This window comes from Luteibacter sp. dw_328 (assembly GCF_018449605.1).
In the GTDB taxonomy this organism is placed as follows: Bacteria; Pseudomonadota; Gammaproteobacteria; order Xanthomonadales; family Rhodanobacteraceae; genus Luteibacter.
In genome coordinates this window covers 318,234-343,420 of record NZ_JAAVUW010000007.1, presented here as the reverse complement: position 1 = coordinate 343,420, position 25,187 = coordinate 318,234, and the positions used below count along the sequence as shown (strand labels likewise).

The 25,187-nt window shown below is 63.4% G+C and carries 17 protein-coding genes; 10 read left to right on the top strand and 7 right to left on the bottom strand.

Annotation, left to right across the window (positions count from 1 at the left end):
- Window positions 1-14 precede the first annotated feature (14 nt).
- Window positions 15-1,415, bottom strand: coding sequence for an amidase (locus HB634_RS18385; protein WP_213949640.1), 1,401 nt, complete (start codon window positions 1,413-1,415; stop codon window positions 15-17).
- Between the two features lie 151 nt (window positions 1,416-1,566).
- Here HB634_RS18385 and HB634_RS18380 point away from each other — a divergent pair, with 151 nt between their 5' ends.
- The 7 genes from HB634_RS18380 (at window position 1,567) to HB634_RS18350 (ending at window position 10,933) form a co-directional block, all read left to right on the top strand.
- Window positions 1,567-3,174 carry an electron transfer flavoprotein-ubiquinone oxidoreductase gene (locus HB634_RS18380; protein WP_213949639.1) on the top strand — a complete coding sequence of 536 codons (1,608 nt, stop codon included), beginning with the start codon at window positions 1,567-1,569 and terminating at the stop codon, window positions 3,172-3,174.
- A gap of 4 nt (window positions 3,175-3,178) precedes the next feature.
- Entirely contained in the window at window positions 3,179-5,260 is a 2,082-nt protein-coding gene (locus HB634_RS18375) for a glycosyltransferase (protein WP_213949638.1), read from the top strand.
- Between the two features lie 2 nt (window positions 5,261-5,262).
- Window positions 5,263-7,221 (top strand): glycoside hydrolase family 99-like domain-containing protein, encoded by a 1,959-nt coding sequence (locus tag HB634_RS18370; RefSeq protein WP_213949637.1) that lies wholly within the window; start codon window positions 5,263-5,265, stop codon window positions 7,219-7,221.
- A 73-nt stretch (window positions 7,222-7,294) separates the two neighbouring features.
- Entirely contained in the window at window positions 7,295-8,041 is a 747-nt protein-coding gene (locus tag HB634_RS18365) for an electron transfer flavoprotein subunit beta/FixA family protein (protein ID WP_063572163.1), read from the top strand.
- Window positions 8,042-8,063: 22 nt separating this feature from the next.
- Window positions 8,064-9,002, top strand: coding sequence for an electron transfer flavoprotein subunit alpha/FixB family protein (locus tag HB634_RS18360; RefSeq protein WP_213949636.1), 939 nt, complete (start codon window positions 8,064-8,066; stop codon window positions 9,000-9,002).
- Window positions 9,003-9,136: 134 nt separating this feature from the next.
- Window positions 9,137-9,850, top strand: coding sequence for a class I SAM-dependent methyltransferase (locus HB634_RS18355; RefSeq protein WP_213949635.1), 714 nt, complete (start codon window positions 9,137-9,139; stop codon window positions 9,848-9,850).
- 96 nt (window positions 9,851-9,946) lie between these two features.
- Window positions 9,947-10,933, top strand: coding sequence for a glycosyltransferase family 2 protein (locus HB634_RS18350; protein ID WP_255548677.1), 987 nt, complete (start codon window positions 9,947-9,949; stop codon window positions 10,931-10,933).
- Here the strand turns inward: HB634_RS18350 and HB634_RS18345 are convergent.
- From HB634_RS18345 to HB634_RS18320, 6 genes are all read right to left on the bottom strand, one after another.
- A complete protein-coding gene (locus HB634_RS18345; RefSeq protein ID WP_063570455.1) occupies window positions 10,930-12,501 on the bottom strand; it encodes an FAD-dependent monooxygenase in 1,572 nt (523 codons plus the stop codon). The genes HB634_RS18350 and HB634_RS18345 overlap by 4 nt on opposite strands.
- On the bottom strand, window positions 12,494-13,759 hold the full coding sequence (locus HB634_RS18340; protein ID WP_063570454.1) for an NAD-dependent epimerase/dehydratase family protein: 1,266 nt from the start codon (window positions 13,757-13,759) through the stop codon (window positions 12,494-12,496). The genes HB634_RS18345 and HB634_RS18340 overlap by 8 nt, the downstream gene beginning before the upstream one ends.
- Before the next feature lie 7 nt (window positions 13,760-13,766).
- Complete coding sequence (locus HB634_RS18335) at window positions 13,767-14,156, bottom strand: GtrA family protein (protein ID WP_063570453.1); 390 nt, start codon at window positions 14,154-14,156, stop codon at window positions 13,767-13,769.
- Complete coding sequence (locus HB634_RS18330) at window positions 14,153-14,947, bottom strand: methyltransferase domain-containing protein (RefSeq protein WP_213949633.1); 795 nt, start codon at window positions 14,945-14,947, stop codon at window positions 14,153-14,155. Before HB634_RS18330 ends, HB634_RS18335 begins: the two co-directional genes overlap by 4 nt.
- An 81-nt stretch (window positions 14,948-15,028) precedes the next feature.
- The gene (locus tag HB634_RS18325) at window positions 15,029-16,174 is read right to left on the bottom strand and encodes an acyltransferase (RefSeq protein WP_213949632.1); all 1,146 of its coding nucleotides are present in this window, start codon (window positions 16,172-16,174) and stop codon (window positions 15,029-15,031) included.
- A 73-nt stretch (window positions 16,175-16,247) separates the two neighbouring features.
- On the bottom strand, window positions 16,248-18,404 hold the full coding sequence (locus tag HB634_RS18320) for a glycosyltransferase family 39 protein (protein WP_063570451.1): 2,157 nt from the start codon (window positions 18,402-18,404) through the stop codon (window positions 16,248-16,250).
- A 244-nt stretch (window positions 18,405-18,648) separates the two neighbouring features.
- On the opposite strand from HB634_RS18320, the gene HB634_RS18315 reads away from it, so the two are divergent.
- The 3 genes from HB634_RS18315 to HB634_RS18305 are packed head-to-tail and all read left to right on the top strand — an operon-like array spanning window position 18,649 to window position 25,185.
- Window positions 18,649-19,491 (top strand): ABC transporter permease, encoded by an 843-nt coding sequence (locus HB634_RS18315; protein ID WP_231873823.1) that lies wholly within the window; start codon window positions 18,649-18,651, stop codon window positions 19,489-19,491.
- Window positions 19,481-20,848 (top strand): ABC transporter ATP-binding protein, encoded by a 1,368-nt coding sequence (locus HB634_RS18310; protein ID WP_063570450.1) that lies wholly within the window; start codon window positions 19,481-19,483, stop codon window positions 20,846-20,848. Before HB634_RS18315 ends, HB634_RS18310 begins: the two co-directional genes overlap by 11 nt.
- Entirely contained in the window at window positions 20,845-25,185 is a 4,341-nt protein-coding gene (locus tag HB634_RS18305; RefSeq protein ID WP_213949631.1) for a glycoside hydrolase family 99-like domain-containing protein, read from the top strand. The genes HB634_RS18310 and HB634_RS18305 overlap by 4 nt, the downstream gene beginning before the upstream one ends.
- Window positions 25,186-25,187 lie beyond the last annotated feature (2 nt).

Here is a 25,187-nt window from a genome sequence, read left to right as displayed (position 1 = left end):
GAAGATCTGCGTTCTTACGCAGGCTCGACGGGATAAGCCGGCTCGGCATCCAGCGACGACGCACACACCGCGGCCAATTCCAGCAACCGCAAATCCGAGCCACGCGCGCCGACCAACTGCATCCCGATCGGCATGCCGTTGGCCAGCGTACCCATCGGGATGCTGACCGCCGGACACCCGGCGAGGCTGGCGAAACTGCACAGGTCCGCCTGCGACGCCGGCGCGGGGCCATCCAGCGGGAAAGCCCCCTGCGATGTCGTCGGGATCACCAGCACATCCACCTGAGCGAACAGGCGACGCATTTTCAGTGTCGCATCGTCGAGCACCCGATCCGCGGCGACGTAATCGGCGGCCGACTTGCGCGCGGCGAAATCGACCATCTGCCGGAAACCCGGTGAGACCGGATACGCCTCATCCGCCAACTCATCCGCGAAGGTGTTGAGCATCTCCGCTTCCATCAGGAGAAGCCCTGCCCGGCGCGTCCTGGCGAAGTCCCAGTCCGAGAAATCGACGGTACGACGCTCGCCCAGCTCGCCGTTGAGCTTGCCCAGCGCCGCCTCGAAGACATCGATCACGTCACTGTCGACACCGACGGCGGCCAGGTCGGGCAGGAAACCGGAGCGCAGGTTTCCCGGCTCCCAGTCCGGCGGCGAGAACGCTACCCGGCGACGGCGCGAGCGGGCGTCGTCGGCGTCGTAACCGGCCAGCGTCTGCAGGAGCACCGTGAGGTCGTCCACGCCACGCGCGAGCAGGCCGACCGCATCCAGACGGCGAGCCGCCGGCACCAGGCCGCGGGCCGAAATCTCGCCATGCGTGGGTTTCAGGGCATACACGCCGCAATAGCTGGCCGGAATGCGGACCGACCCCAGCGTGTCGGAGCCGATCGCCGCGACCGCCATGCCGGAGGCAACGGCAGCGGCCGCGCCACCGGACGAACCGCCGGCGGTATAACCGTGACGATGCGGATTGTGCGTCGCGCCATGAAACGGATTGTTGGTGGTGACCCCGAGCGCGCCTTCGTCCATGTTGGTCTTACCCAACAACACCGCGCCCGAGGCACGTAAGCGCGCGACGATGTGCGCGTCCTGATCCGGGATCGCGCTGCGCCGCCGCATGCCGACCCGCGTGGGCACGCCGGCGACATCGAAGTTGTCCTTGATCGCGATGGGGATACCGTCGAGGCGACCGATGACGCCGTCACGGCGACGACGGTCGGCGGCGAGGGCCTGCTCCTGGATAAGGGGTGCACTGAAGTCGACGAAGGCATTCAGTCGCGGATTCAGCCGCTCAATGGCGTTCTGGTAAGCATCCGAAAGGGCCTGGGGCTGGACCCTTCCAATCGCCAGCCAGTGCAGGATCTGCAGTAGCGTGGCGCGGCGCATGTCGGTGTCAGCCACCGGCGGCATCGTATTCATGAACTCTCCTTGCGCATGGGCCCGATTATGAACGCGCAATGTGAACATCATGCAAGTCAGACTGTTTGAAACGGCGATTTGCCCGCGCGCGGGGGAAGCCGGACAATGACGGGTTGATCCCTGAAGCCAGCCAAGATTGAGTGAGCCAGCCATGAGCGAACGCGAAACCATGGAATACGACCTCGTCGTCGTCGGAGCCGGCCCTGCCGGCCTGGCGTTCGCGATGCGTACGAAACAGCTCAATCCGGAGATCACGGTCTGCGTGATCGAGAAGGCCTCGACGATCGGTGCACAGATCCTGTCCGGCGCCGTAATCGAGACCGCGCCGCTGGATCGCCTGCTGCCCGAATGGCGCAGCAACCCGCCGCCGGTATGCGTACCGGTGACGAAGGATGAGTTCTGGCTGCTGCGCGATCACGCGTCGGGCACCAAGGCGCCCGTGACGCCGCCGCAGATGAACAACCACGGCAACGTGATCGTCAGCCTCGGCGCGCTGTGCGCGTGGCTCGCACCACAGGCCGAAGCCCTGGGTGTCGACGTGTTCCCGGGTTACGCCGCATCGGAGGCATTGTTCGACGAGGCCGGCGCCGTGAACGGCGTGCGCATTGGCGACATGGGCGTGGCGCGGGACGGCACGCACAAGCCCGGCTACACCGAGGGCATCGACATCCGCGCGAAGGTCACCGTGCTGGCCGAGGGGTGTCGCGGTCACATCAGCAAGTCGCTGATCAAGCATTTCGACCTGGACAAGGACAGCGATCCGCAGACTTACGGCATCGGCATCAAGGAACTGTGGCAGCTTCCGCCGGGTCGCGGCGAAGCGGGCAAGGTCGTGCACACGGCCGGCTGGCCGCTGGCCAACGACACCTATGGCGGCAGCTTCCTCTATCACCTGGACAAGGATCGCGTGGCGGTCGGCTTCGTCGTCGGCCTCGATTATCCCGATCCGAAGTTCTCGCCCTTCGAGGCGTTCCAGCAGTTCAAGCACCACGCAAACGTGAAAGGCCTGCTCGAGGGCGGCACCATTCTGTCGGCGGGCGCGCGAGCGATCATCGAAGGTGGCTTCCAGTCACTGCCGAAGGTCGAAATGCCCGGTGCGATCTTGATCGGCGATTCCGCCGGCCTGGTCAACGTGCCGAAGATCAAGGGCACCCACCAGGCCATCGCCTCGGGCATGCTCGCCGCGGAACACCTCGTGGCCACCACGTTGAACCCGACGGGCTGGGACGCGAAGCTGCGCGCTTCGGCGGTGATGAGCGAGCTGAAGAAGGTGCGCAACATCCGCCCCGGCTTCAACAAGGGCCTGTGGTTCGGCCTGATCAATGCCGCGTGGGAAACCGTCACCGGCGGTCGCTCGCCGTGGACGATGAAGAACCACGCAGACTGGTCGTCGCTGGATAAGCTGGGGCAGTACGAAGCGCCGAACAAGGATTACGTGGACCGCACGCTCGCCCCGCGCGACCGTCTGGCCAGCGTTTACTTCGCTGCCACCGAGCACGACGAGGACCAGCCGGTGCACCTGAAGGTGGCCGACACGTCCATCTGCATCGACCGCTGCACCACCGAGTACGGCAATCCCTGCGAAAAGTTCTGCCCCGCGGGTGTCTACGAAATCGTCCAGGACGAGGCCGGCAAGCGCCTGCAGATCAACTCGGCGAACTGCGTGCATTGCAAGACGTGTGACATCAAGGATCCGTACCAGATCATCACCTGGGTGACGCCGGAAGGCGGTTCGGGTCCGAACTACCAGAACCTCTGACGACGTGTCCGGCAAGATCACCTGGCGTTACCGCCGAGCCGTTTCCATCGCGCAGCGCCTTCGCTCAAGCGTTGCCCTGCGCGGATGGCGTGGGACGATCTCACGCATCTCGCAGGAGTTCGCCACGCGGCCCGAAGTAGACGATTCGCTCAGTCTGCTTCCGCTGGAGGTGACCTTCGAGCCGTTCGATGTCCCATCGAGCGAATCACCCCGGCTATCGATCGTCATTCCGGTCTACGGCAAGCTCGAATACACGCTGGCCTGCCTGCGTTCGATCGTTGCGAATCCGCCCACGGATGCCTTTGAAGTCATCGTGGTGGACGATGCATCGCCGGACGATAGCGCAGGGACGTTGGCGAAGGTGTCGGGTATTCGTCTTCTGCGCAACGCGACGAACCTCGGCTTTGTCGGCAGCTGCAATGCTGGCGCCGCGGCCGCCACCGGCGAATTCCTGATCTTCCTCAACAACGATACCCAGGTGATGCCCGGCTGGAGCGAGGAGCTGCTTCGCTGCTTCGCGTTGCGTGCCGATTGCGGCATAGCCGGGAGCCAGCTGGTTTATCCGGACGGTCGTCTGCAGGAGGCCGGGGCCTGGGTGTTCGCCGATGCCTCGGCGTGGAACATCGGGCGCTTCGATTCACGCAGTGATCCCGCCGTGCGCTACGCGCGCAAGGTGGATTACGTGTCGGGGGCGTCGCTCGCGATTCGCCGGCACGTCTTCGCTGAGCTCGGTGGCTTCGACCTGCGCTTCGCGCCCGGTTACTACGAAGATACCGACCTCGCCTTTGCCGCGCGCGCGGCGGGCTATTCGGTCTGGTACGTACCGACCAGCGTCGTGGTGCACGCCGAAGGCATCAGCTCCGCCGGCAACATGGAAACCGGCATGAAGCGGTTCCAGGCGATCAACCAGGTGAAGTTCGCCGACAAGTGGCGCACGGCCCTGGCCGCCCAGCCGGCGATGGGCACCGCGCTCGCCCTGGTGGCGAAAGCGAAGCGACGCGGCACCATCCTTGTCGTGGATGTGGCTACGCCGGATGCATCGCGCGATGCGGGTTCGATGCGACTGATATCGATGATGCGAATTCTCGTCGAGGACGGCTGGCACGTCGTCTTCGCACCGGACGATGGCCGCGCTGACGACGCAGCGATCCGCGAACTGGGCCGCCTCGGCGTCGAGGTGATCGCCCGTCCCTGGGTGGACGGCGTTCCGTCGTGGCTGACACGTTTTGCCGACGACCTGCATGCGGCCATCCTCAGCCGGCACATGGTCGCCGCGCAGTACGCGAGCTTCGTTCGCCGGCATGCGCCACAGGCGAAGGTGATCTTCGATACGGTGGATCTGCATTTTCTGCGCGAAGAACGTGGCGCAGAGCGCGCCGGCAATGCATCGTTGGCACGCCAGGCGGCGACGACGCGGGAGCAGGAGCTGAAGTTGATCGCGGAGGCGGATATCACGTTCGTCGTGAGCGACTACGAACGCGATTTGCTGAGCCGACTGATGCCGAGCGCGAATGTCGACCTGCTTTCGACGATCCAGGAGGTCCATGGGCGGACCGGGGGCCACGCCGGGCGCCGTGATCTCCTGTTCATTGGCGGGTTCGGCCATCCGCCGAATGCCGACGCGATGCACTGGATGGCATCGGAGATCCTGCCGGCGCTGCGGCGCGTGGTGCCGGATGCCAACATCCTTGTCGCCGGCGACGTACCCGAGGGCCATCGTCGCTCGCTGTCGGACACCGGCCTGCGCATGCTCGGTCGCGTGCCGGACCTCGAGCCGCTCATGTCATCGGCGCTGGCTTCGATCGCCCCGCTTCGTTTCGGCGCCGGGGTCAAAGGCAAGATCAATATGGCAATGAGTCATGGCCTGCCGGTGATCGGGACCACGGTGGCCGTCGAAGGCATGCGGCTGGAGGACGGGAACGACGTGCTCGTCGCCGATACGGCAGAGGCCTTTGCCGACGCCTATGTACGCCTGGTGCACGACGCCGGCCTGTGGAGATCTTTGTCGGACCATGCGATCGACAACGTGCGCACGCATTTTTCCGCCGAGGCCGCGCGCGATGCACTGCGTCGCGCAATACTTTGAACATGCCCTTGAACGACCGCCTCCGCTCACTCGTCTTCCAAAGCCTTCGGTTCGGCTTTCGGCTGGCGCCGATGCCCACGGCGACGCGGGATCGCCTTCGCCAGCGGTTCCTTGCACGCCATGCGGACCTCGTGCCGCAAGGACCCCTCGGCCAGAGTGCGGCAGGGCTGTCCATTCGTCCTTACGATCATTCGGCGCACCGCGCGCTCGGCTACATCCCGCGCCTGAGCGCTCCGTTGCCGGATCCATTACCGGCAACCGTCGTCGCCTTCTACCTGCCTCAGTTCCATCCCATCCCTGAGAATGATCGCTGGTGGGGACCCGGTTTCACCGAATGGCGCAACGTCACGCGGGCGCTGCCGCAGTTCGAGGGCCACCTGCAACCAAAGCTCCCGACCGACCTGGGCTATTACGACCTGCGCCTGCCGCAGATCATGCGCGAGCAGATGACGCTCGCTCGCGAGTATGGCGTGGGTGCCTTCTGTACCTATTTTTACTGGTTCGCCGGCAAGACACTGCTGGAAGCCCCGCTCCGCCAATGGTTGGAGGATCCCACCCTGGATCTGCCCATTTGTCTTTGCTGGGCGAACGAGAACTGGTCGCGGCGATGGGACGGCCGTGAAGACGATCTGCTCATCAGCCAGAAGCACAGCGCGGAGGACGATCTCGCCTTCATAGCCTACGTAGCGCCCTACCTGCGTGATCCTCGCTACCTGCGGGTTGACGGCAGACCCATGCTTCTCGTCTATCGCCCTGGCCTCCTTCCCGACCCGCAAGCCACGGCGAGCCGGTGGCGTACGTGGTGTCGTGAGAACGGCGTCGGCGAGATCCATCTCGCTTATGTGCAGAGCTTCGACAATGTCGATCCGTCCGACATCGGCTTCGATGCGGCCGTCGCCTTCCCGCCGAACAACACCAGCCTTTCCCCGATAACCGCGACCAAACGACTGATCAATCCCGCCTTCAGCGGCCAGGTGCTGGACTGGCGCGAACTGGCCAGGGCGAGCATCGCCGCGCCAGATCCTTCGTATCGTCTCTACCCGGGCGTCAATCCGGGCTGGGACAACGAAGCACGCCGGGCCGGCCGGGGCCGGAGCTTCGTGCACGCGACACCGCATGGGTTTTCCACCTGGACGCGTGAGGCGATAGCGATAGCTAGACGACGTGCGCCGACCGCGCCACTGGTCTTCGTGAATGCGTGGAACGAATGGGCCGAGGGCGCCGTCCTCGAACCCGACACGACGTTCGGTTATGCATGGCTTGAAGCGATTCGTCGCGCACTGATCCCCGCCGCGACACCGACTGGCCGGCCCTGCGTGGTCGTGCATCTCGATGACACGGACGGCCTGGAAAATATCGTGGCGGCCATACGCACCACGGGCGTGCCGTTCCGCACGCTACTGACCGTACCGGGCGGCTCCAGGGAGGCCATCGAGCGCATGCTGTCACGCCTTTCGTTCGCGGCGGAGCTCCTCGATGCTCCCGGTCCCGGCCGGGACATACTGCCTTTCCTGCAGGCGGCCACGCTGTTGCGCGACCAGGGTGAGGCGCTTGTCCTCAAGCTGGACCCTGCCGATGCGCGGGACGCTCTGGCACAACGCACCGTCCACGCCATGTTGAACACGTTTGCATCGAACAGGGACATCGGCGTTGCCGTCGCGGCGAGCGGCTTGCGCAGCGCCCCCGGGGCTACCGAGTCAAGGTCGGCCACGCTCGCCTATCTGAGCTCCGTCGCGGGCATCGGCCTCCCGGCGGCTGACGCATCCGTGGTCGAAGGGAGTTTTTGGTGTCGCCTCAGCGCCCTGGCGCCTCTCCTGGACGCGCCGCTCACCGTCGCCGAGTTTGGCCAGGCCCCGACGGGGTCAGGGGACGCCATGGCGCAAGCCATCGAACGCTCGATCGCTGCCGCGGCCTCCCACATGGGCTTCCGCACGGTCCAGGCGAGTTCCGGACCCGCCTGACCGAGATTGGCTAGAATAGTCGTCTAACTACGATGAGCGCCCTCCGGGGCGCCCTTTCCAACAGGAACCGCGAATGAAGATTCTGGTCGGCTACAAGCGCGTCGTGGACTATAACGTCCGCATCCAGGTGAAGCCTGACGGCACCGGCGTGGTCACGGATGGCGTCAAGCTCTCCGCCAACCCGTTCGACGATATCGCCCTCGAAGAGGCCTTGCGCCTGCGCGAGAAGGGTGTCGCCGAGGAAGTCATCGTGGTCGGCATCGGCCCGGCCGACCTCACGGCCCATCTGCGCAACGGCCTGGCCATGGGCGCCAATCGCGCCATCCACGTCCAGACCGCCGATGCCGTCTCGCCGCTCACCGCCGCCCGCACCTTTCTCAAGCTGATTGAGAAGGAACAGCCGGGCCTGGTGATCCTGGGCAAGCAGGCCATCGACGACGATGCCAACCAGACCGGCCAGATGCTGGCCGCCCTGTGGGATCGTCCCCAGGCGACGTTCGCCGGCAAGGTGGAGATTGCCGACGGCAAAGCCACGGTAACTCGCGAAGTGGACGCCGGGCTCGAGACCATCGAAGCCGACCTCCCGGCCGTGATCACCACGGATCTGCGCCTGAACGAGCCGCGCTTCATCAAGCTCCCGGACATCATGAAGGCCAAGGCCAAGCCGATCGACGTGATCGAGCTGGGTTCACTGGGCATCGATGCCGCCGACCACATCAAGACCACCCACTACGCCGCCCCGGCCAAGCGCAGCAAGGGTGTGATGGTGAAGGACGCCGCCGAGCTCGTCGCGGCCCTCAAGCAGAAGGGCCTGCTGTAAAGCAGCCGACCGGAGAATTCACATGTCCAAGATCCTCGTCATCGCCGAACACCTCGACGGCAAGCTCAATGGCGCCACGGCTCGGGCCGTCAGCGCCGCGGTTGCCGTCAAGCCGGAATCCATCGACGTCATTGTCCTGTCCGACGCGCCCGACGCCGTCGCTGCCGAAGCCGCGAAGATCGACGGCGTCAGCAAGGTACTGACCGTGGCCCGCGCCGAGAATGCGCACGCCATGGCCGCCATCCTCGCGCCGCAGATCGCCAAGGCCGCTGCCGGCTACTCGCATGTATTCGCTCCCTCGACGACCTTCGGCAAGGACCTCGCCCCGCGCGTGGCCGCCCTGCTCGGCGTGTCGCAGGTGAGTGACGTGATGAGCGTGGAAGGTGCGCACAGCTTCAGGCGCCCGATCTACGCCGGCAACGCCATCATTACCGTGGAAGTAGATACCGCCTCGACCGTCGTCGCCACGATCCGTACGGCTTCCTGGCCGGCGGCAGCCTCAAACGGCTCCGCACCCGTGGAAGCCCTGACCGTCGATGTCGCCCTGCCCTCGCACACGCGCTTCGTGAACCTGCAACAGGGTAAGAGCGACCGCCCGGACCTTCAGGGCGCTGCCAAGGTGGTCAGCGGTGGTCGTGGCGTGGGCTCGAAGGAGAACTTCGACATCATCTACAAGTTCGCCGACAAGATCGGTGCAGGCGTCGGCGCGTCGCGTGCCGCCGTCGACGCCGGGTATTGCCCGAACGAGATGCAGGTCGGCCAGACCGGCAAGATCATCGCGCCGGAGCTCTACATGGCGATCGGTATCTCGGGAGCGATCCAGCACCTGACCGGTATCAAGGATGCCGGCACCATCGTCGCTATCAACAAGGACGGGGAGGCGCCGATCTTCGAGATTGCCGACATCGGCCTGGTCGGGGATCTGTTCAAGATCCTTCCGGAGCTGGAAGCCGCGCTGTGAAGCGCGCCATCCACGGAGGGCTTAAACGCCTTTCGTGGATGGCACTCGGGTCGGCCCCCGCCCCTCTGAAACGAGTGTGCTACGGTTTGCAGGAATTGCTTACCGTGCATCCAGGCTTGCGAGGGCGTGTGGATATGCTGGCTGAAACACAGGCACACACGTCGCACGCGGGCTATTGCCCGTGCTGCCGCCACCGTACGACGTTCACCATCCATGGCCCCTGGCTCCGCGACGAGTACCTCTGCGACCGTTGCCAATCGATCCCTCGCCAGCGCCATCTGATCAGGATCCTGGATACGCTGTTTCCGCGCTGGCGATGGTCCTCGATGCACGAATCATCGCCCTCGCTGCCCATTCTGGCGAAGCAGTGCTGGCGATACAGCTATTCGCACTACCTGCCCGATGTCACGCCCGGTTCGACGAAGGACGGCATTCGCTGCGAGAGCATCGAAGCCCTCACGTTCGCCGATAACAGCCTCGATTTCTTCGTGACCCAGGACGTGCTCGAGCACGTATTCCATCCCGATCGCGCCTTGCGCGAGATTCATCGCGTACTCAAGCCGGGTGGTGCGCACATCTTCACCGCGCCGAAGCACGAGGCCCTGGCCGTCACGCGTTGCCGCGCGACGATAGCCGACGATGGCAGCATCGACTACCTGTTGCCCGAGGAGTATCACGGAAACCCTGTCGGTGACGGGAAGGCTTTGGTGACCTGGGATTACGGCTCGGATTTTGAGCGGCTCGCCAGTGAGTGGGTGGGCGCAACCGTGGACACGTTTCACACGGTTGACCGTACGCAAGGTATCGATGCTGCGTTCAACGAGGTCTTTGTCATCGTCAAGCGGTGACGCCATGCCGGTGTCGGCGATGACGACCGGGACGAGACACGTTAAGCTGGCCGGGTTCTGCCTTTACCGCAATCCGTCACAGGCATGCCTGAATACATGAAACGTCGTTCCCTGGTTGCAGTCGTCATCCCGGCCTATAAGGTCAGGGCGCATATCCTCGATGTGGTGACTTCGATCGGCAGTGAAGTCGACATGATCATCGTCGTCGACGATGCATGCCCCGAACACAGCGGACAACTGGTGATCGATACCGTTACGGATCCGCGTGTCCAGGTTGTCGTTCTCGAACAGAACCAGGGCGTCGGCGGCGCGGTGATGACGGGCTATCGCACCGCTATCGATGCAGGTGCGGAGATCATGGTCAAGATCGACGGAGACGGCCAGATGGACCCCAGCCTGGTCGAGGCCTTCGTCACGCCCATCGCGGACGGGCATGCCGATTACACCAAGGGGAACCGGTTCTACAGTCTCGAAAACATTCACAGGATGCCGGCGGTTCGCATCTTCGGGAATGCTGTCCTCTCGTTCATGACCAAACTTTCGACGGGCTACTGGGATCTGTTCGATCCGACGAATGGCTACACAGCCATCCACCGCGACGCCGCCCTCGTCCTTCCCCTGGATAAGGTCAGCAAGCGCTACTTTTTTGAGACCGACATGCTTTTCCGGCTTGGCCTGGTACGCGCGAAAGTGGTCGACGTGCCGATGGACGCCTTTTACGGAACCGAAGTCAGCAACCTCAAGATTTCAAAGATCCTCGGCGAGTTCCTGGGCAAACACACCAAGAATTTCTTCAAGCGAATCTTCTACAACTACTTCCTTCGCGGCATGTCCATTGCGTCGCTTGAGCTCATCGTCGGGCTGGTGGTCTTCGTCTTCGGCATCGCCTTCGGCGCCTATCACTGGATCTGGTCGGCGACACACCAGGTGGCGACGCCTGTCGGCACCGTGATGATCTCGGCGCTTTCGGTACTGTGTGGCTTGCAGCTCGTGCTGGCTTTCCTGAGCTTCGATTTCGCCAGCGTGCCGCGAAGCGCCCTGCACCTGTTGCGACGCCCTCATCGTCCCCGTAGCGGGGACTAGCCCGCCAGACGAGCCGCCATGCCCCGGCCAATGCGATCCGCATTGGCCATGATTGTCAGCGTGTGTGATTTGGCCGACAGTGCCGACAGACTCGCTCCGTCGGCTACGAAGATGCCAGGCGCGCCAAAGAGTTCACCGGCCGCCGTGCACTGGCCCGGACCAGGATCGGAAAGCATGGGCAGCGAACAGGCGTAGTGAATGTCGGCACCGGGCGCACTCGGCGTAAAGCTCCCGGGAAGCATCCACGCACCCAGCCGCCGAAACGCCTTGCCCAGCTTGACCCGCGCCTCATTCAATGCCGGATCGAGGGCAGTGGCGAAGCCACCTTGGAAATGCACCGTACCATCCGTCAGCAGCGTTGCCGAATTGTCGGACAGGCTCCCCGGGAAGAAGGCATTACCTAAGATGCACGAGCTGAGCAGTGTTCTGAGAACATCCGCGCCATAGCGACGGCTCAGCGGGAGATGACGAACGAACTCGGCGACGGGAAGTCCTGTCGACGAGAAGGTCGAGCCGAACGCGGAGAGGCCTCCCTCCAGGGCAAGTGAGAACGAAAGCTGCCCTAAACCGAAGCCGGGACGGCGTCCAGCTCCGAGCTGCGCAGGCAGCCAGAGGAGAAACGCGGCCGTTGGCGATGTCTGCACCGCGAGTGGTCGTGTCATACCGAGCGACCTCATGGCGATCGCCGTCGTCGCAAGCGTGCCCGCCGCGAGGACCGTTCGCCGACCCGGGATGGCCTCGGACATGCCACCCTGATGACCTATCACCTCTTGGTAGCCATCATGGGTGACGAAGCGATCGACGATGAAACCGGGGCGATAGGTGAAGTTATCGGCGTCACGCAACGTAGCAAGGTCGCTCACTGAGCTATACAGAGCCCCTCGGTGACACCCCCACAGGCACATGCCACTCAGGTCGCATGCGTTGCGCCCCGAGCGGGGCGTCGACAGTGCAGCGACCCGCGAACGCCCAAGGAGGAAGCCCATCTCGCGCAGGCCAACGCGCGCCTTGCTGTATTTCCTCATCACCCCGTCATGAAGATCGTCGAGCGGCACAGGTTGATCGGCCCACTCGTCGACACCGAAATAGTCCTTCATGTCGTCAGGCCCCGCGCCGCTCATGCCGATGCGGCGCGACACCGTGGCGTACGACGCCCGCATCTCGCCCTCGTCGACAGGAAACGCCTGGAGCTCGCCGGGACTCAATGCGGCTACGCCGCAGCCCCATGCATTCGAAAGGCCGCCGCGTGCAAGGGACCCCATCAGGGCAAAGTTGCTGCCACTCACCCGATTGGCACCTGAAAAATCGACAAAGGTGGCGGCCTGCGTCGGCGCCCTCAGCTTCGGCGATACGGCCGACACCTGACGCAGAGCGTGAAAGTCTGCTCCTACCATCCAGCGCGACTGGTCCCGTGCCCGGGCACGCTCGACCAGGTATTGCCCGGCAGGCGGTTCCACGCGGTTCTCTCGCCCGCCGTCGATCATCAGAACCCGCAAACCGGCGGCCACCAGCGGGAAACTTGCGGATACGCCTGCAGGCCCGCTACCCACCACAATCACATCAAACACGGGCGCTCTCCTGCAACGCGCCGATACGACGCAGCCACATCGGCGCCAGGATGGGCCGCACGACGCGCCAGGCGATCTCTGCGAGCACCGCACGGGCCAGCCTCATCACTGCCGTGGGTGTCGCCTCGCGCTGCCCCCCTCGCATGAATCGACGAAATCCGGCCGGACTGGCCTCACCGATGACGGTAGCCGCGTCGATACGCCACCGGAGCTCCTCGTGATTGCGAAGAATGGCCGGCGAATCGATGGCGGCGACGAGCGCCGGCATGACGACCATCGATCGTGGCAATCCGAGAGCGCGCCCTTGGCGGACCGACTCGACCGAGCGCACGTATCTCGACAGAAGCTGGCCAGAGGGCGCGCTGCGCAGGACGTAACCGATAAGCGCACGACCTTCTTCGAGCAGACGGCGGCGCCCGTTGCCTGCCTTCGGCATCCCGTCGTCCAGCGAGCGCAACGCGAGCCCAAGTGCACTCATATCATCGCCACTGGAAACACGTGGAACATCCAGTAGCGAGTCGAGTTTATCCAACACCGGGAGGGAAACACCGATTCGTCGAATGCCGTAAATAGCGCCTCGTAATAGCACGGTTGGGAACGGAATGAAGACGACGCGCTTCCGCACCCGATCGCTTGCGATGCGGCGCAGGAATTCCGTGAACGTCACCGGTTCCGCGGCAGCGAGGTGGATGACGTGAAGCCCAGCCGGCTTCATCAGTGCGACACGCAGCAGCCCCTCAGCGCAGTCCTCGACGTGGATGGGCTGGATCAGTGGTCCAGGAACCAGGGCGGGCAGCACGGGCAATCGCCTGAGCAGCGAGGTCAGGGTTCCGAACAGGCCAAGCTCCGGTCCGCCATAGACTTGCCCAGGCCTGACCACCCAGCCGCCACGCGCCAGCACGCGTTGTTCGATCATCCATTTACTGCGCCCGTACGCTGTCGGCGCGTCGGCGCGCGCAGTCTGGCTCGATACGAAGACGAACGGAATATCGGCTGCCGACGGGGCGTCCATCAGCGCGACGGCGGCGCGAAATTCAGCCTCCGGGTCATTGATTGCACCCGTAGTGTCCGCAGCCATGTGAACAATGACATCGACATCGCCGGACAAGGCGATGGCGTCGCCGAGCTGATAGGGAATCCACTCACCTACCGGCGAACGGCGGCGCGATGCCGTCACGACTCCGTGACCGTTCGCGAGCGCGCGCCGAACGAACACCGAACCGATATAGCCTGTTGCGCCTGTAACGAGGATCTTCACGCTTGCGTCAGCCCGGCCGGCGATCGCGTCGGGCGCCGAATATGAACACCTTGCTGACCCAATAGGTGAGCGCCACGTTGGCGACGTCCGAAATAAACTTTGCGAGCCACGGCGGCCCGATGACGTATAGAAGCGCCTTCATGAGCCCAGCCGATATCGGGATATTGCAGGCAAGCGTGATGAAATACCGCGCGGCCTGCGACGAGGCGGTTGCATTGTCACGCGCCTCGAAAGTGAAGTGCCGGTGCACCAGGAAAGCGAAACAACCAGCGACAGCCTTTGCACCTATGTTTGCCAGGATAGGATCGGCATGCGCCGCCTTGGTAAGAAGAAGGAAGCTGCCCATGTCGACGCCATAGGCGACGACCTGGACCGCTACGTATTTCGCAAACTTCACTGAACGCGTTTCCTTATGACTACTACATGATGGAGCGATGTCCACCTATTAAGCGGGGAGCCCAGCCTCTGTACTGCACTGACCACAGGGATCATCCAGTTAGGGACAAGTTGACGAAAGTTGAGTCCACCTGAAAGCAGGTACTCGAGATGATTGCCGCAGACTTCCTGGTGGACTATCTCGAGACCGGGAAATCTCTTTTCGAACGTTTCACGGTCGCGGACAAAAACGATGTAGCTCAGCGCCTGGTTCGCACCGTTCATCGGTCCCGTGGCCGGTGTCTCCCAAGACGGGTAATTCTTGTCGAACCCCTCGGTCGAGAACAGCCGCGGAAACATCCAGGATGCTATCGGGCCGTAGTAGGGCTCGAGCAGGATCGCACCGCCGCCTGGTGTGAGCACACGTTCGAGTTCGCCGAAAAAACGTTCAGGCTCAGGGAAATGATGGAAACAGTTCTGTCCATAGACAGCCCGGACCGACCCGTTCCCGAGATCCATATCCTGGGCGTTCAACGTGCGATCGAGTTGCTCGCTGTAAACGACGTCTGTCGCAAGGACATCGGGAAACGAGTTTCGAATGGGTGCAACGCCGGCACCAAGCTCGATCCGCTGACCCTGACCAGTGAAGAACTGCTCGTCAAGGCGCCGAAAAACGCTATGGAATTCAGCAAACACCTTCTGCAACATCGGCTTGCTGGCCAACACCTTCTCGTGCGCCGCGATACGGTCGGCACCATCCACGTCGATCTCTTCCATGCCAGAGATACGAATGCGGTCGAGTAATGACTTCACGATGCTTTCTCCGTCGAGCCTGTGGATCCTTCAGCGATCTTATACGAAAAGAATGAATTCATGCGGCAAAAACTCATTACTTCAAGCAGTTACCGGCGCTCCGGCGACCGACTTGCGAAACAGTCGCTTACCCCATTCCATGCCCGGCTTCTCGATCAACTCGTAAGTCACGGAGGCAAGCGCGACCACGATTCCGATAGCCACGGCCATGGAAAGAAAGAAGCTCCATGCGTAGTGCGATGGCATCTTCTCGTGCAGCCACATGTAGACGCCATGCTGGCCCAGCTCCCAGGTGATATTCGGGTGCAGAAGGTAGACGCCGAAGCTGATCTTGCCGACATAACGCGTTGCCGCGTTTGAGATGAGCCACGTCGGAAATATGGCAGCGCCGAGGCATAGGAAGAAGAACGGCAGACCCCAGAGCGACGCATGTGCCCGCGTCATGTCGTATTTATAGAAGAAGCCCGCCAAGCCAAAGTCCTTGTACATCACCAGGAGCAACGCGACAGCCACGAGGCTTAGGCCGATGCCGGCAAGGTGGACGCGAGCAACCGGAATCCGCGGAAGCAGCCATTGGTGCACGTGATAGGCGAGGACGCCCCACATGAAGAATGGAACATTCGCCATCACATTGTGGTAGTTGAACGACTGCGATATGCCCGTCGCGTGATTCATGTCCGCGGTGTATTTCGTCGCCACGAAGATAGCGAACAGCAACGCCACGGCCGTCCGCCGGATCGACGTACAAAGTAGCACCACGAAGGGAAATACAACGTAGAACACCATCTCGATCCCGATCGACCAGCTTGCCGGAACAATGCCGTCAGTCAGGCTCGGGACGAAATTGAAGACGAAGAGTGCATTCGCAAGAATGTCTCCGGGGGAGAACGTGACATTTACCCTGAAGTAGAGATAGATCACCTGGAACACCAGCATCGCGTAGAACAGCGGCGCAATACGCGCGAACCGGCGAACGAGATACTGCTCGACATCAGCCATGCTCTGCAGCCGGCCGAAATACCCATACGACAGGCTGAAACCGCTGATCACGAAGAACAGCGGCACGCCCATGCCGAAATGCGTCCGGAAGAAACTAAACCCCAGCGGGAAGTTGTCGCCGACCAGTGCCGACACATGGAAGAAGATGATGGAAACGGCGGCGAAGGCGCGAAGTGCTTCGATGCCTTCGAAATGTTTGCGTGGTGACGCGTCCAGCGTGTTAGACATGCCTGATTCCCGTGATTTCCAAGACGGCAGCGTCGTTCGCTGCCGTTACAACGCTGAGCCGCCCTGCCCGTGGTCAGGGGCGCTGGAACTGGAGTCTGGCCATGGCGACGCCCAACTGTCGCGGCCCCGACGCTTCAAGATGATGGCAACGAACGAACATCCGTTCGGCTTCCTTGCCAGGCGAAAGGGTGACGGTGTAGTCAGCCCCCTTGCCGGTGATATGTACCGTCGCCTTGCTGTCGCCGAGTTCCAGCGTGACGTCGTCACCCTCCGGCGTGGCCGACCAGGCGAAGAACGTGACCACCACGGTACCGCTCACACGCACGGGCAGCGCGATGGACGCGTCCGTGCCGGAGGACCATCGCCCCCAGGGCTCAGCGGCATTGAAGTGATCGAACGTCGTCAATCCCCCCGCATCCGACGGTGAAATGAGCAGCGGTTCGCCGTCCCACACTTTCCGCATCGGAACCGTTGGCCAATTCACGCCACTGCCCAGAAGGTACAGCCGGTACGGCCCGAAGGGCAGTTCCGCCGCCGACGGCAGGTCGACCTCGATGTCCGAGCCGGCGACAACCCACTGCACGCCAGCGGGTACGGCGGATTCGCGGAGAGTCTGACCAGGGCGCAGCACGTCCACGTGTTGCAGTGAGTCGATGGCGGCCAGAAGGTAGCTCGCCTGACCGAACCGGTCGGTGGTGGCAATCATGCCTTTCCCCGCCGGCTGATCGCCCAGATAGGCAGCCACCGCGTTGCCCGCATCGATGCTCACCTGCGCATAACGCGACTGGGCGGCCAGCCACGCACCCGCCTGAAAATGGGCCAGCACCATCACAGCCAGGACAAACACCCCGTACACCGCTCGGCGATAGCGCGATACGGCGAACCCCAGCCATGCCAGCGTGCCGGCGATGAGGGTCCATGTACATGTCCACGGAAGCGCGCCGTCGAAGGACCATCGCCCTGGCGTCGGCGTGAAGAACCCGAAGGCATCGGGATAGTCCCAGGGGTAGAGCTGGAAAATCTGCGTCCCGAACCACGCAAACGTCCACAAGGCAAGCAAGCCGAGCGCGGCGAGAACCTTCGCCGGGGTCTTGTACACACCAGCGACGGCGTAGCCGAGCAGCAGGGGAAAGAGAAGGGCCAGGTAACGCCCGTGAAGACGCCCCTTCTCGAAATCGCTCCCGGCGGCGGCGGCGTCTGTGAACACAGCCACCATTGCCACCAACGCGAGCACCAGCAGCAGGACGAACAGCGCCATGGCGCCACTCGAGAAAGGCTTGCCGGCGATGCGTCCGGGCGCCTCCCGCCCGCGCAGCCAGGCCCAGCTCTCCGCTATGAGTAGCGGAAAAGCGGGCAGGAAAAACACGCAGAGCAGCCAGAGGTGGCCCGCGGCATACATAGCCGTCGTGCCCGCGTGTTCGAGCAGGTAGTGCGGGTCTCTGAGGCCTTTGAGGTACTGGGCGTAGAAGCTCGCGACCACGGTGCCCGACGTCCTGGGGTCAAGGAGCCGACCAAACACCTTCATGAAGACGTACGTCGCCACGAGGAACAGCAGCATGCGCCAGGCAGCACCCCCGATCCGGCGACCGAGGGGCGCGTCATAAGGAAGCCGCAGGCCGGCGACGCCGAGCCAGGCGACACTCGCCAGGATCGCCGCTGCCGCATGCGGCTTGGTCAGGTAGCCAAGCGCCCCGGCGGCGCCCGCGAACAGGATGCGTTGCCATGACGGCAGCGGGGTGCCGAATACCCAGATGGCCACCAGCACGTAGACGGTGAACTGGAACTCCACCTCCGGCAGCAGCATCGTGGCGTAGATCGAGAACGGAAAGGTCAGGTAAAGCAAGGCCGAGATCAGCGCGACGCGCCGGTCGAACAGGCGCTGGAAGATCGCAAACAGCAGGAGCGCGCAAACGCTGTAGAGGAAGGCGTTGAAAAGGCGCCCCACATCGGCGACCCGCTGCAGTGACGCCGTCGACCACAGCTTGTACAGCCAGGGATAGACCTTGTTGTCCACTCGCTGGATGTTCGTATCCAGCAGGAACAACTGGTCCCGCGCCGCGTCGAAATGGGCCGACTGGAAATAGGCGTACTCGTCGCTACCCATGACCGGCGAGTCGATCGCCACCACCCGGACGGCGAGAAGGGCAAAAATTACGAAGACGCCCAGAATGAGGGAAGTCGGAAAGAAATCACGCCGCCATGAAGACCACGGCAAACCCTTGAGCACCATCGAATAGCGTCCTTGAATATCTGCGGCCCCCGGTCCCCGGAAACTCTTGCGATCGATTATCCGCGACGGGACGCCATGTCCGCCACCCGCGTGGACCGCGAGCTCGTCTTTGGTCTTTCTTAACAGCCACTTAGCCGGCGCACCCGTTGCCGTGCTTTCCACACTCGCCACGGTTAAGATATGCGGTCGCCTTACGCCCCGCCTCCGTCCCTGGTTACGCGGTGCCGGCATCCGGGTAGACCACGTGACCAAAGCCTCGACGTTCACTTCCCTCGCGCGCCATCGGGCCAGTCCCCGGGCCATGCTCGGCCACGGCCGGCACAATCGCGCGCTGATCATGTCCCTGATCAGGCGGGACATTGCCAGCCGCTACCGGGGTTCCGCCCTCGGCATGGTGTGGTCGGTACTCAACCCCTTGCTCATGCTGGCGATTTACACCTTTGTGTTCAGCCAGGTGTTCAAGATGCGCTGGGGCGCCGCCTCGGCCCCTTCCGAATTTGCGCTCATGCTGTTTGCGGGCATGCTCGTCTTCAATTTCTTCTCGGAGACCGTCAGCCGGGCTCCCGGACTGATCACCGGCACGCCCAACCTGGTGAAGAAGATTGTCTTCCCGCTGGAAGTGCAGGCCTACGTGGTCATCGGCTCGGCGCTGTTCCAGAGCCTCATCAGCCTGATCGTCCTGCTCGGCGCACATCTGCTGATGAAGGGCATGCCGCCCGCGACGACCGTACTGATTCCGCTGATCTTTATCCCGCTCAGCCTGATGTGCCTGGGATTTGTCTGGCTGCTGTCCGCCCTTGGCGTCTACCTTCGTGACATCGGCCAGCTGGTGGGTCACGTCATCATGATGACGATGTTCCTGTCGCCCCTCTTCTATCCCGAAACCGCCGTTCCCGAGCGTTTCCGCAGGTTCATCGACGTCAACCCGCTGGCTATCCTCATCGCGCAGTCGCGAAAGGTGCTCATTCTCGGCGAGTGGCCGGACTGGGGCGTCCTGGGCGGATTCACGCTAATCGCGTTTGCATTCGCCAGCCTCGGCTTCTGGTGGTTCCAGCGTACGCGCAAGGGGTTCGCCGATGTCCTCTGAAATCGCCATCAGCGTCCGCAACGTCAGCAAGATCTACAACATCTACGACAGCCCCATGCATCGACTGGCGCAGTCGCTTTATCCGCGTGCGGCGGCCGTCGTCCACCGGGTCGGTGCACGCCGGCTGGCCGGCTCGCTTCGCGAGCGCCGCGGCTTTCGCGAATTCCACGCCCTGGACGATGTCAGCTTCGAGCTGCGCCGCGGCGAAACCGTCGGCATTGTCGGTCGTAACGGCTCGGGCAAGTCGACCCTGCTGCAGATGATCGCCGGCACGCTGGCGCCGACATCGGGCGAGATCGTGGTGGCCGGGCGCGTCGCCGCCCTGCTCGAGCTCGGATCCGGTTTCAACCCCGACTTCACCGGCCTCGAGAACATTCGCCTCAATGCGGCTGTGCTGGGCCTGTCGACCGAAGAGATCGATAGCCGGATGGATGCCATCCTCGCCTTCGCCGACATCGGTGAATTCGTCAAACGGCCGGTGAAGACGTATTCCAGTGGCATGGTCGTTCGCCTCGCCTTCGCCGTGCAGGCGCAGGTCGAACCGGACGTCCTCATCGTCGACGAAGCCCTCTCCGTCGGCGACGCCAAGTTCCAGTCGAAGTGCTTTGCGCGCCTCGATACGCTCAAGCAGAACGGCACCTCGATCCTCTTCGTCTCGCACTCGACCGAGCAGATCGTGACGCATTGCGACCGCGCAATCCTGCTCGACGACGGCGAGCTCCAGCAGGACGGCCAGCCCAAGGACGTCGTCCACACCTACCTCGACCTCCTCTTCGGCAAGGGCCGCAAGGTGAAGGGGGGAACGCTCGAGTCCGACGACCCCAATGTGCCGGCGACGAAGGACGACGCTCTCGTGGAAGTGCCGGATGGCGCTTTCGAGCTGCGCACGAACTACAACCCCTATGAATATCGCTGGGGCGACAGGGCCGCCGAGATCAGCGACTTCCGGCTGACCACCCCCGACGACGCGGAGCCCGGCAGCATCGCGAGCGGCACGCCGCTCCGACTGGCCCTGAGCGTGGTCTTCCACCAGGCGATACGTCGTCCCATCTTCGGTCTCACGATCAAGACGAAGGACGGCATCACGGTGTACGGAACGAACACCGAAGTGGCCGAGACGCCGCTGCCCGACACCTTGGGCGGCAAGGGCACGCGCACCCAGATCTCATTCGAACTCGACAGTCGCCTGGGCCCAGGCGACTACTTCATTTCTGTCGGCGTAGCCAGCCACAACGGCGAAGACGTGATTCCCCACGACCGCCGCTATGACGCCATCCATCTCAACGTCCATGGAAAGGGCTTCTTCGGCCTGACCAACCTGGACGTGCGCATCGACGCCCAGGAGCTCACGCAGTGACCGCACCTCTTTCGCTCCCCCGCCGTATCCTCGCCGACGCGGGTTACGCCGCCGATGTCGCTCATGATGTCTGGGTCCGTACCGGACACAACGCATCGGCGTTCGCCTATTCGGACGGTGACGAAGTTGAAGAGCGCATCGCGGCAGCCATCAAGGACAGCACTGACGTCTCCTTGCAGTCCGAGCAGTTGCGCGGGTTCCAGGTGGATTGGCCGTCGATCTACCACCTCAGCGCCACGCGTGCGAACCTGCTTCGCTCGATCGGAAGCCTATTCAAGGGCGCCAGCGTCCTCGAGATCGGTGCCGGCTGCGGTGCCATCACGCGTTTTCTCGGTGAAGCCGGCGCGCACGTGGTTGCTCTCGAAGGTAGTCCGCGCCGCGCGTCGATCGCGGCGTCGCGTTGCCGCGACCTTCCCGACGTCGCCGTCGTCAACGAACGCTTTGATGCCTTCGCACCGAAACAGCGTTTCGATGTGGTCACCCTGGTCGGCGTGCTCGAATACGCCCGCATGTACACCGCCGGCGACGACCCGATCCAGGAGACCCTGCGTCGTGCCCGCGACCTCCTGACCGACGACGGCGTGCTCATCATCGCCATCGAGAACCAGCTCGGACTAAAGTACTTCGCCGGCGTCCCCGAGGATCATATCGGGCGGTCGATGGCAGGCATCCAGGACGATTACACCGATCGTACGGTGGTCACGTTCGGCAAGGCCGAACTCGAAAGGCGCCTCGCCAGTGCGGGATTCGAGCGCAGCGCATTTGCACTGCCCTTCCCCGATTACAAGCTTCCCTTGAACATCGTGCTGCCATTGGGCGTCGATCATCCGGGGTTCGATGCCGCGACGCTTGGCGCACAGGGAACGCGAGCCGACCGCCAGGTGCGCTTCACGCCGTTGTTCTCCATCGGCCGCACCTTCGACGTCATCGGTCGTAACGGCCTGCTGGCCGACATGGCCAACTCGTTCCTGATCATCGCCGGTAAATCGGCGGCGTCGCCGTCGTTCGCCACGGCTGCTCCGGACATCCTGGCGGAACAGTATTCAACGGAGCGTCAGCCGGCTTACAACAAGGCGGCACGCTTCCGCGAGACGAACGGCGCGATAACGGTGGAGCGCTTCCTACTCTCACCGGATGTCCGGTCGAACTCGCGTGTCATCGCCCATCACATCGAAGACGAAGCCTATCTCAAGGGCCGCCGCTGGCCCGATCGACTCGATGCCATCCTGAGCCGACACGGCTGGACGCTCGACGAAGTCGCCGACTGGTTCGAGGTGTGGCTGCGCGCCATCCTGCGTGAAGCGAACCTCGAAGGGCCTGTCACGCTGGAGCAGCCGATCCCCGGCACCCTGATGGATGCCATGCCGGGCAATCTCATTGTCGACGACGACGGCAACGGCACCTTCTTCGACCTCGAGTGGTCGCTCCTTTCGCCGACCACCCTGGGCTACCTTGCCTTCCGCGCCATCAAGCTCTCATTGGGACAGTTGACGGCGGTAGCCATGCCGCAGGACCAGCAACTCCTGCATACGGACACGCTGCTACGCGTTGTCCTGCGGCGCTGCGGATTCATCCTGACCACCAGTCACGTGCAGCAATACCTCGATACCGAAGCGGCGTTCGTCGCCGAGGTGCTCGGGGAACTCACCCGCGACATTCCCATCGGCCCATACAAGACCGAATCCCTCGCCGTACTGCCTGACGTGGCCGTGCTGCTCACGCAGCACACCTCGGCAACCGCGGAGGCGCTGCGCAGCAGGGCAGCTCTTCAGAATGAGATCGACCAGCTGAGAGCGTCACTCGCCGCCACGGAAGCCGAACTCACCGACACCCGCTCCCATGCGCTGCATACGGATGTCCAGCTGTCAGACGAGATCCGGAAGGCGTTGAATGACGCCACGATCACCCGCACGGATGCCGTGAGCCGGCTGGAAATCGCACGGCGGGAGAACCGTAGCCTGCAGCGTATGGTTGCTTCGCAGGAGCACGAACTAGGCCTGGTCAAGCGCTCGCTCAGCTGGCGGCTGACCGCGCCGCTGCGCAGGGCAAAGCGAATTGTCTCCCGCGTCCGCGGTGGCGCGCGCCGTCGCCTGGTTTCGGGCGCCAAACGCGTCTACACGGCGGCTCCGCTGAGGCCGCAGTACAAGCGCGCGGTGAAGGGCTCGATCTTCCGTGTGGGCAAGCCATTCCTTCGTCGCACGGCGGCTTACCAGCGATGGGAAGCCTACGAGCGAATCTCGAAGCCCACCTTGCCACGAGCCACCGCTTCGCGGCCGACGTCCGCCGGTGTCGTCGACACCTCAGTGGGCAACGTCCTCTGGCAGGCCGATGGCGTACGGGAGTGGAGCGATTACGCAGAGGTCCGCAATCGGATCGACGTTGAGACGCAAGCCTCGCGAGCGAGCCGGACCGCCACCCCCGTGCCGCAGCTCGACTACTCCCGTGTGACGCCAGAGGATGTCGCAGGCCGTGTCGGCCTGCCCGCGACCAGCAAGCCGCACGTCACGATCCTCATACCCGTCTACAACCATCTCTCGACGACACTGGAATGCCTGGCGTCGATCGTGGCGTCCATGACGCCGGAGGACCCGTCGTTCGAAGTACTGGTTGCCAACGACGCCTCGACGGACGCCACCGCACAGGTGCTGGCCGGCGTAAGCCATCTTCGGGTGGTCAACCAGCCGTCGAATCTCGGTTTCCTGCTGAACTGCAACACCGCGGCCGCGCATGCGCGGGGCGATGTGCTAATCCTGCTCAACAACGACGTCCAGGTCACCCGCGGCTGGCTGGGCAAACTGGTCGCCTGCCTCGAATCCGATGAGCGCATCGGCGCCGTCGGTCCCCGCATCCTGTACCCGAACGGTTGGCTGCAGGAGGCCGGCACGCGACTACATCGCGACGGCAGCGCGGAGATGCTTGGGCTCAACGACCAGGCCGATCTGCCCCGTTACCAGTACACCCGGGACGTCGATTACTGCAGCGGTGCCTGCCTGGCATTGCACCGTGCCGATTTCGATCGCCTCGGCGGTTTCGACACCGGTTACGCTCCCGCTTACTGCGAAGATTCCGACCTTTGCATGCGACTGCGGTCCGAAGGCCGCCGTATCGTCTACTGCGCCGACACCGAAGTGGTCCACCAGCTGAGCGCGACGTCCGATGCGATGCCGAGCGAATACAAGCTCAGCTGCATCGCACGCAACCTGGATCGTTTTGCAACGAAGTGGCGTGAAGATCTCGATCGCATGAACGAGGTCCGCACCATCGCATTCTATCTTCCGCAGTTCCATCCGATCGCGGAGAACGATGTGTGGTGGGGCCCCGGCTTCACCGAATGGACGAATGTCACCAAGGCCCGGCCCAACTATGTCGGGCACTACCAGCCCCGTATGCCGGCCGACCTGGGCTACTACGACCTTCGCCTGACCGAGGTCATGGAGAAGCAGGCCGAACTCGCACGTCGCTACGGCGTGGGTGGCTTCTGCTTCTACTACTACTGGTTCGCGGGCAAGCGTCTCCTCGAGCGTCCCATCGAGCAGATGCTCGAAACGGGCAAGCCCGATTTCCCGTTCTGCCTGTGCTGGGCGAACGAGAACTGGACGCGTCGTTGGGACGGCCAGGAGAACGAGATCCTGATGGCGCAGAACCATTCGGATGAGGATGATCTTGCCGTCATCCACGACCTCATGCGCTACTTCCGCAGCCCGAACTACATCCGCATCGACGGCAAGCCGCTGATCCTTGTGTACCGCATCACGCTCTTCCCTGACTTCAAGCGCACCGCGTCCATCTGGCGCGAAGAGTGCCGGCGCGCGGGCTTGGGCGAGATCTATATCGCACAGGTGGAATCTTTCGAGCTGGCGGCGGCAGGAAGCAATCCGAAAGACATGGGCTGCGATGCCGCTGTCGAGTTTCCGCCACAGGGCATGGGGCAGCCGATCGATCTGACCGAGCCGCTTCTCAACCCACAGTTCCAGGGGGTCGTGTCCGACTACCGCGATATCGCCGTGCGCTACGCCACGCGCGAGATGCCCGCATACAAGCGCTTCATGGGCGTGATGCCAGGCTGGGACAACACCGCGCGACGCCAGGACAACAGCTACAGCTTCGCCGAGGCGACACCTGGCAGCTTCCAGGCCTGGATGGAAACCACTGTAGCTCGCACCAAACAGCAGTTCAGCGGCGATGAGCGCCTGGTGTTCATCAACGCGTGGAACGAATGGGCGGAAGGCACCTATCTCGAGCCCGACCGTCGCTTCGGCCACACCTTCCTGGAAGCGCACCGCAATGCACTGGACGCCGACTATCTCGCACGCAAAGACAAATACTCGCTGGGCTGATG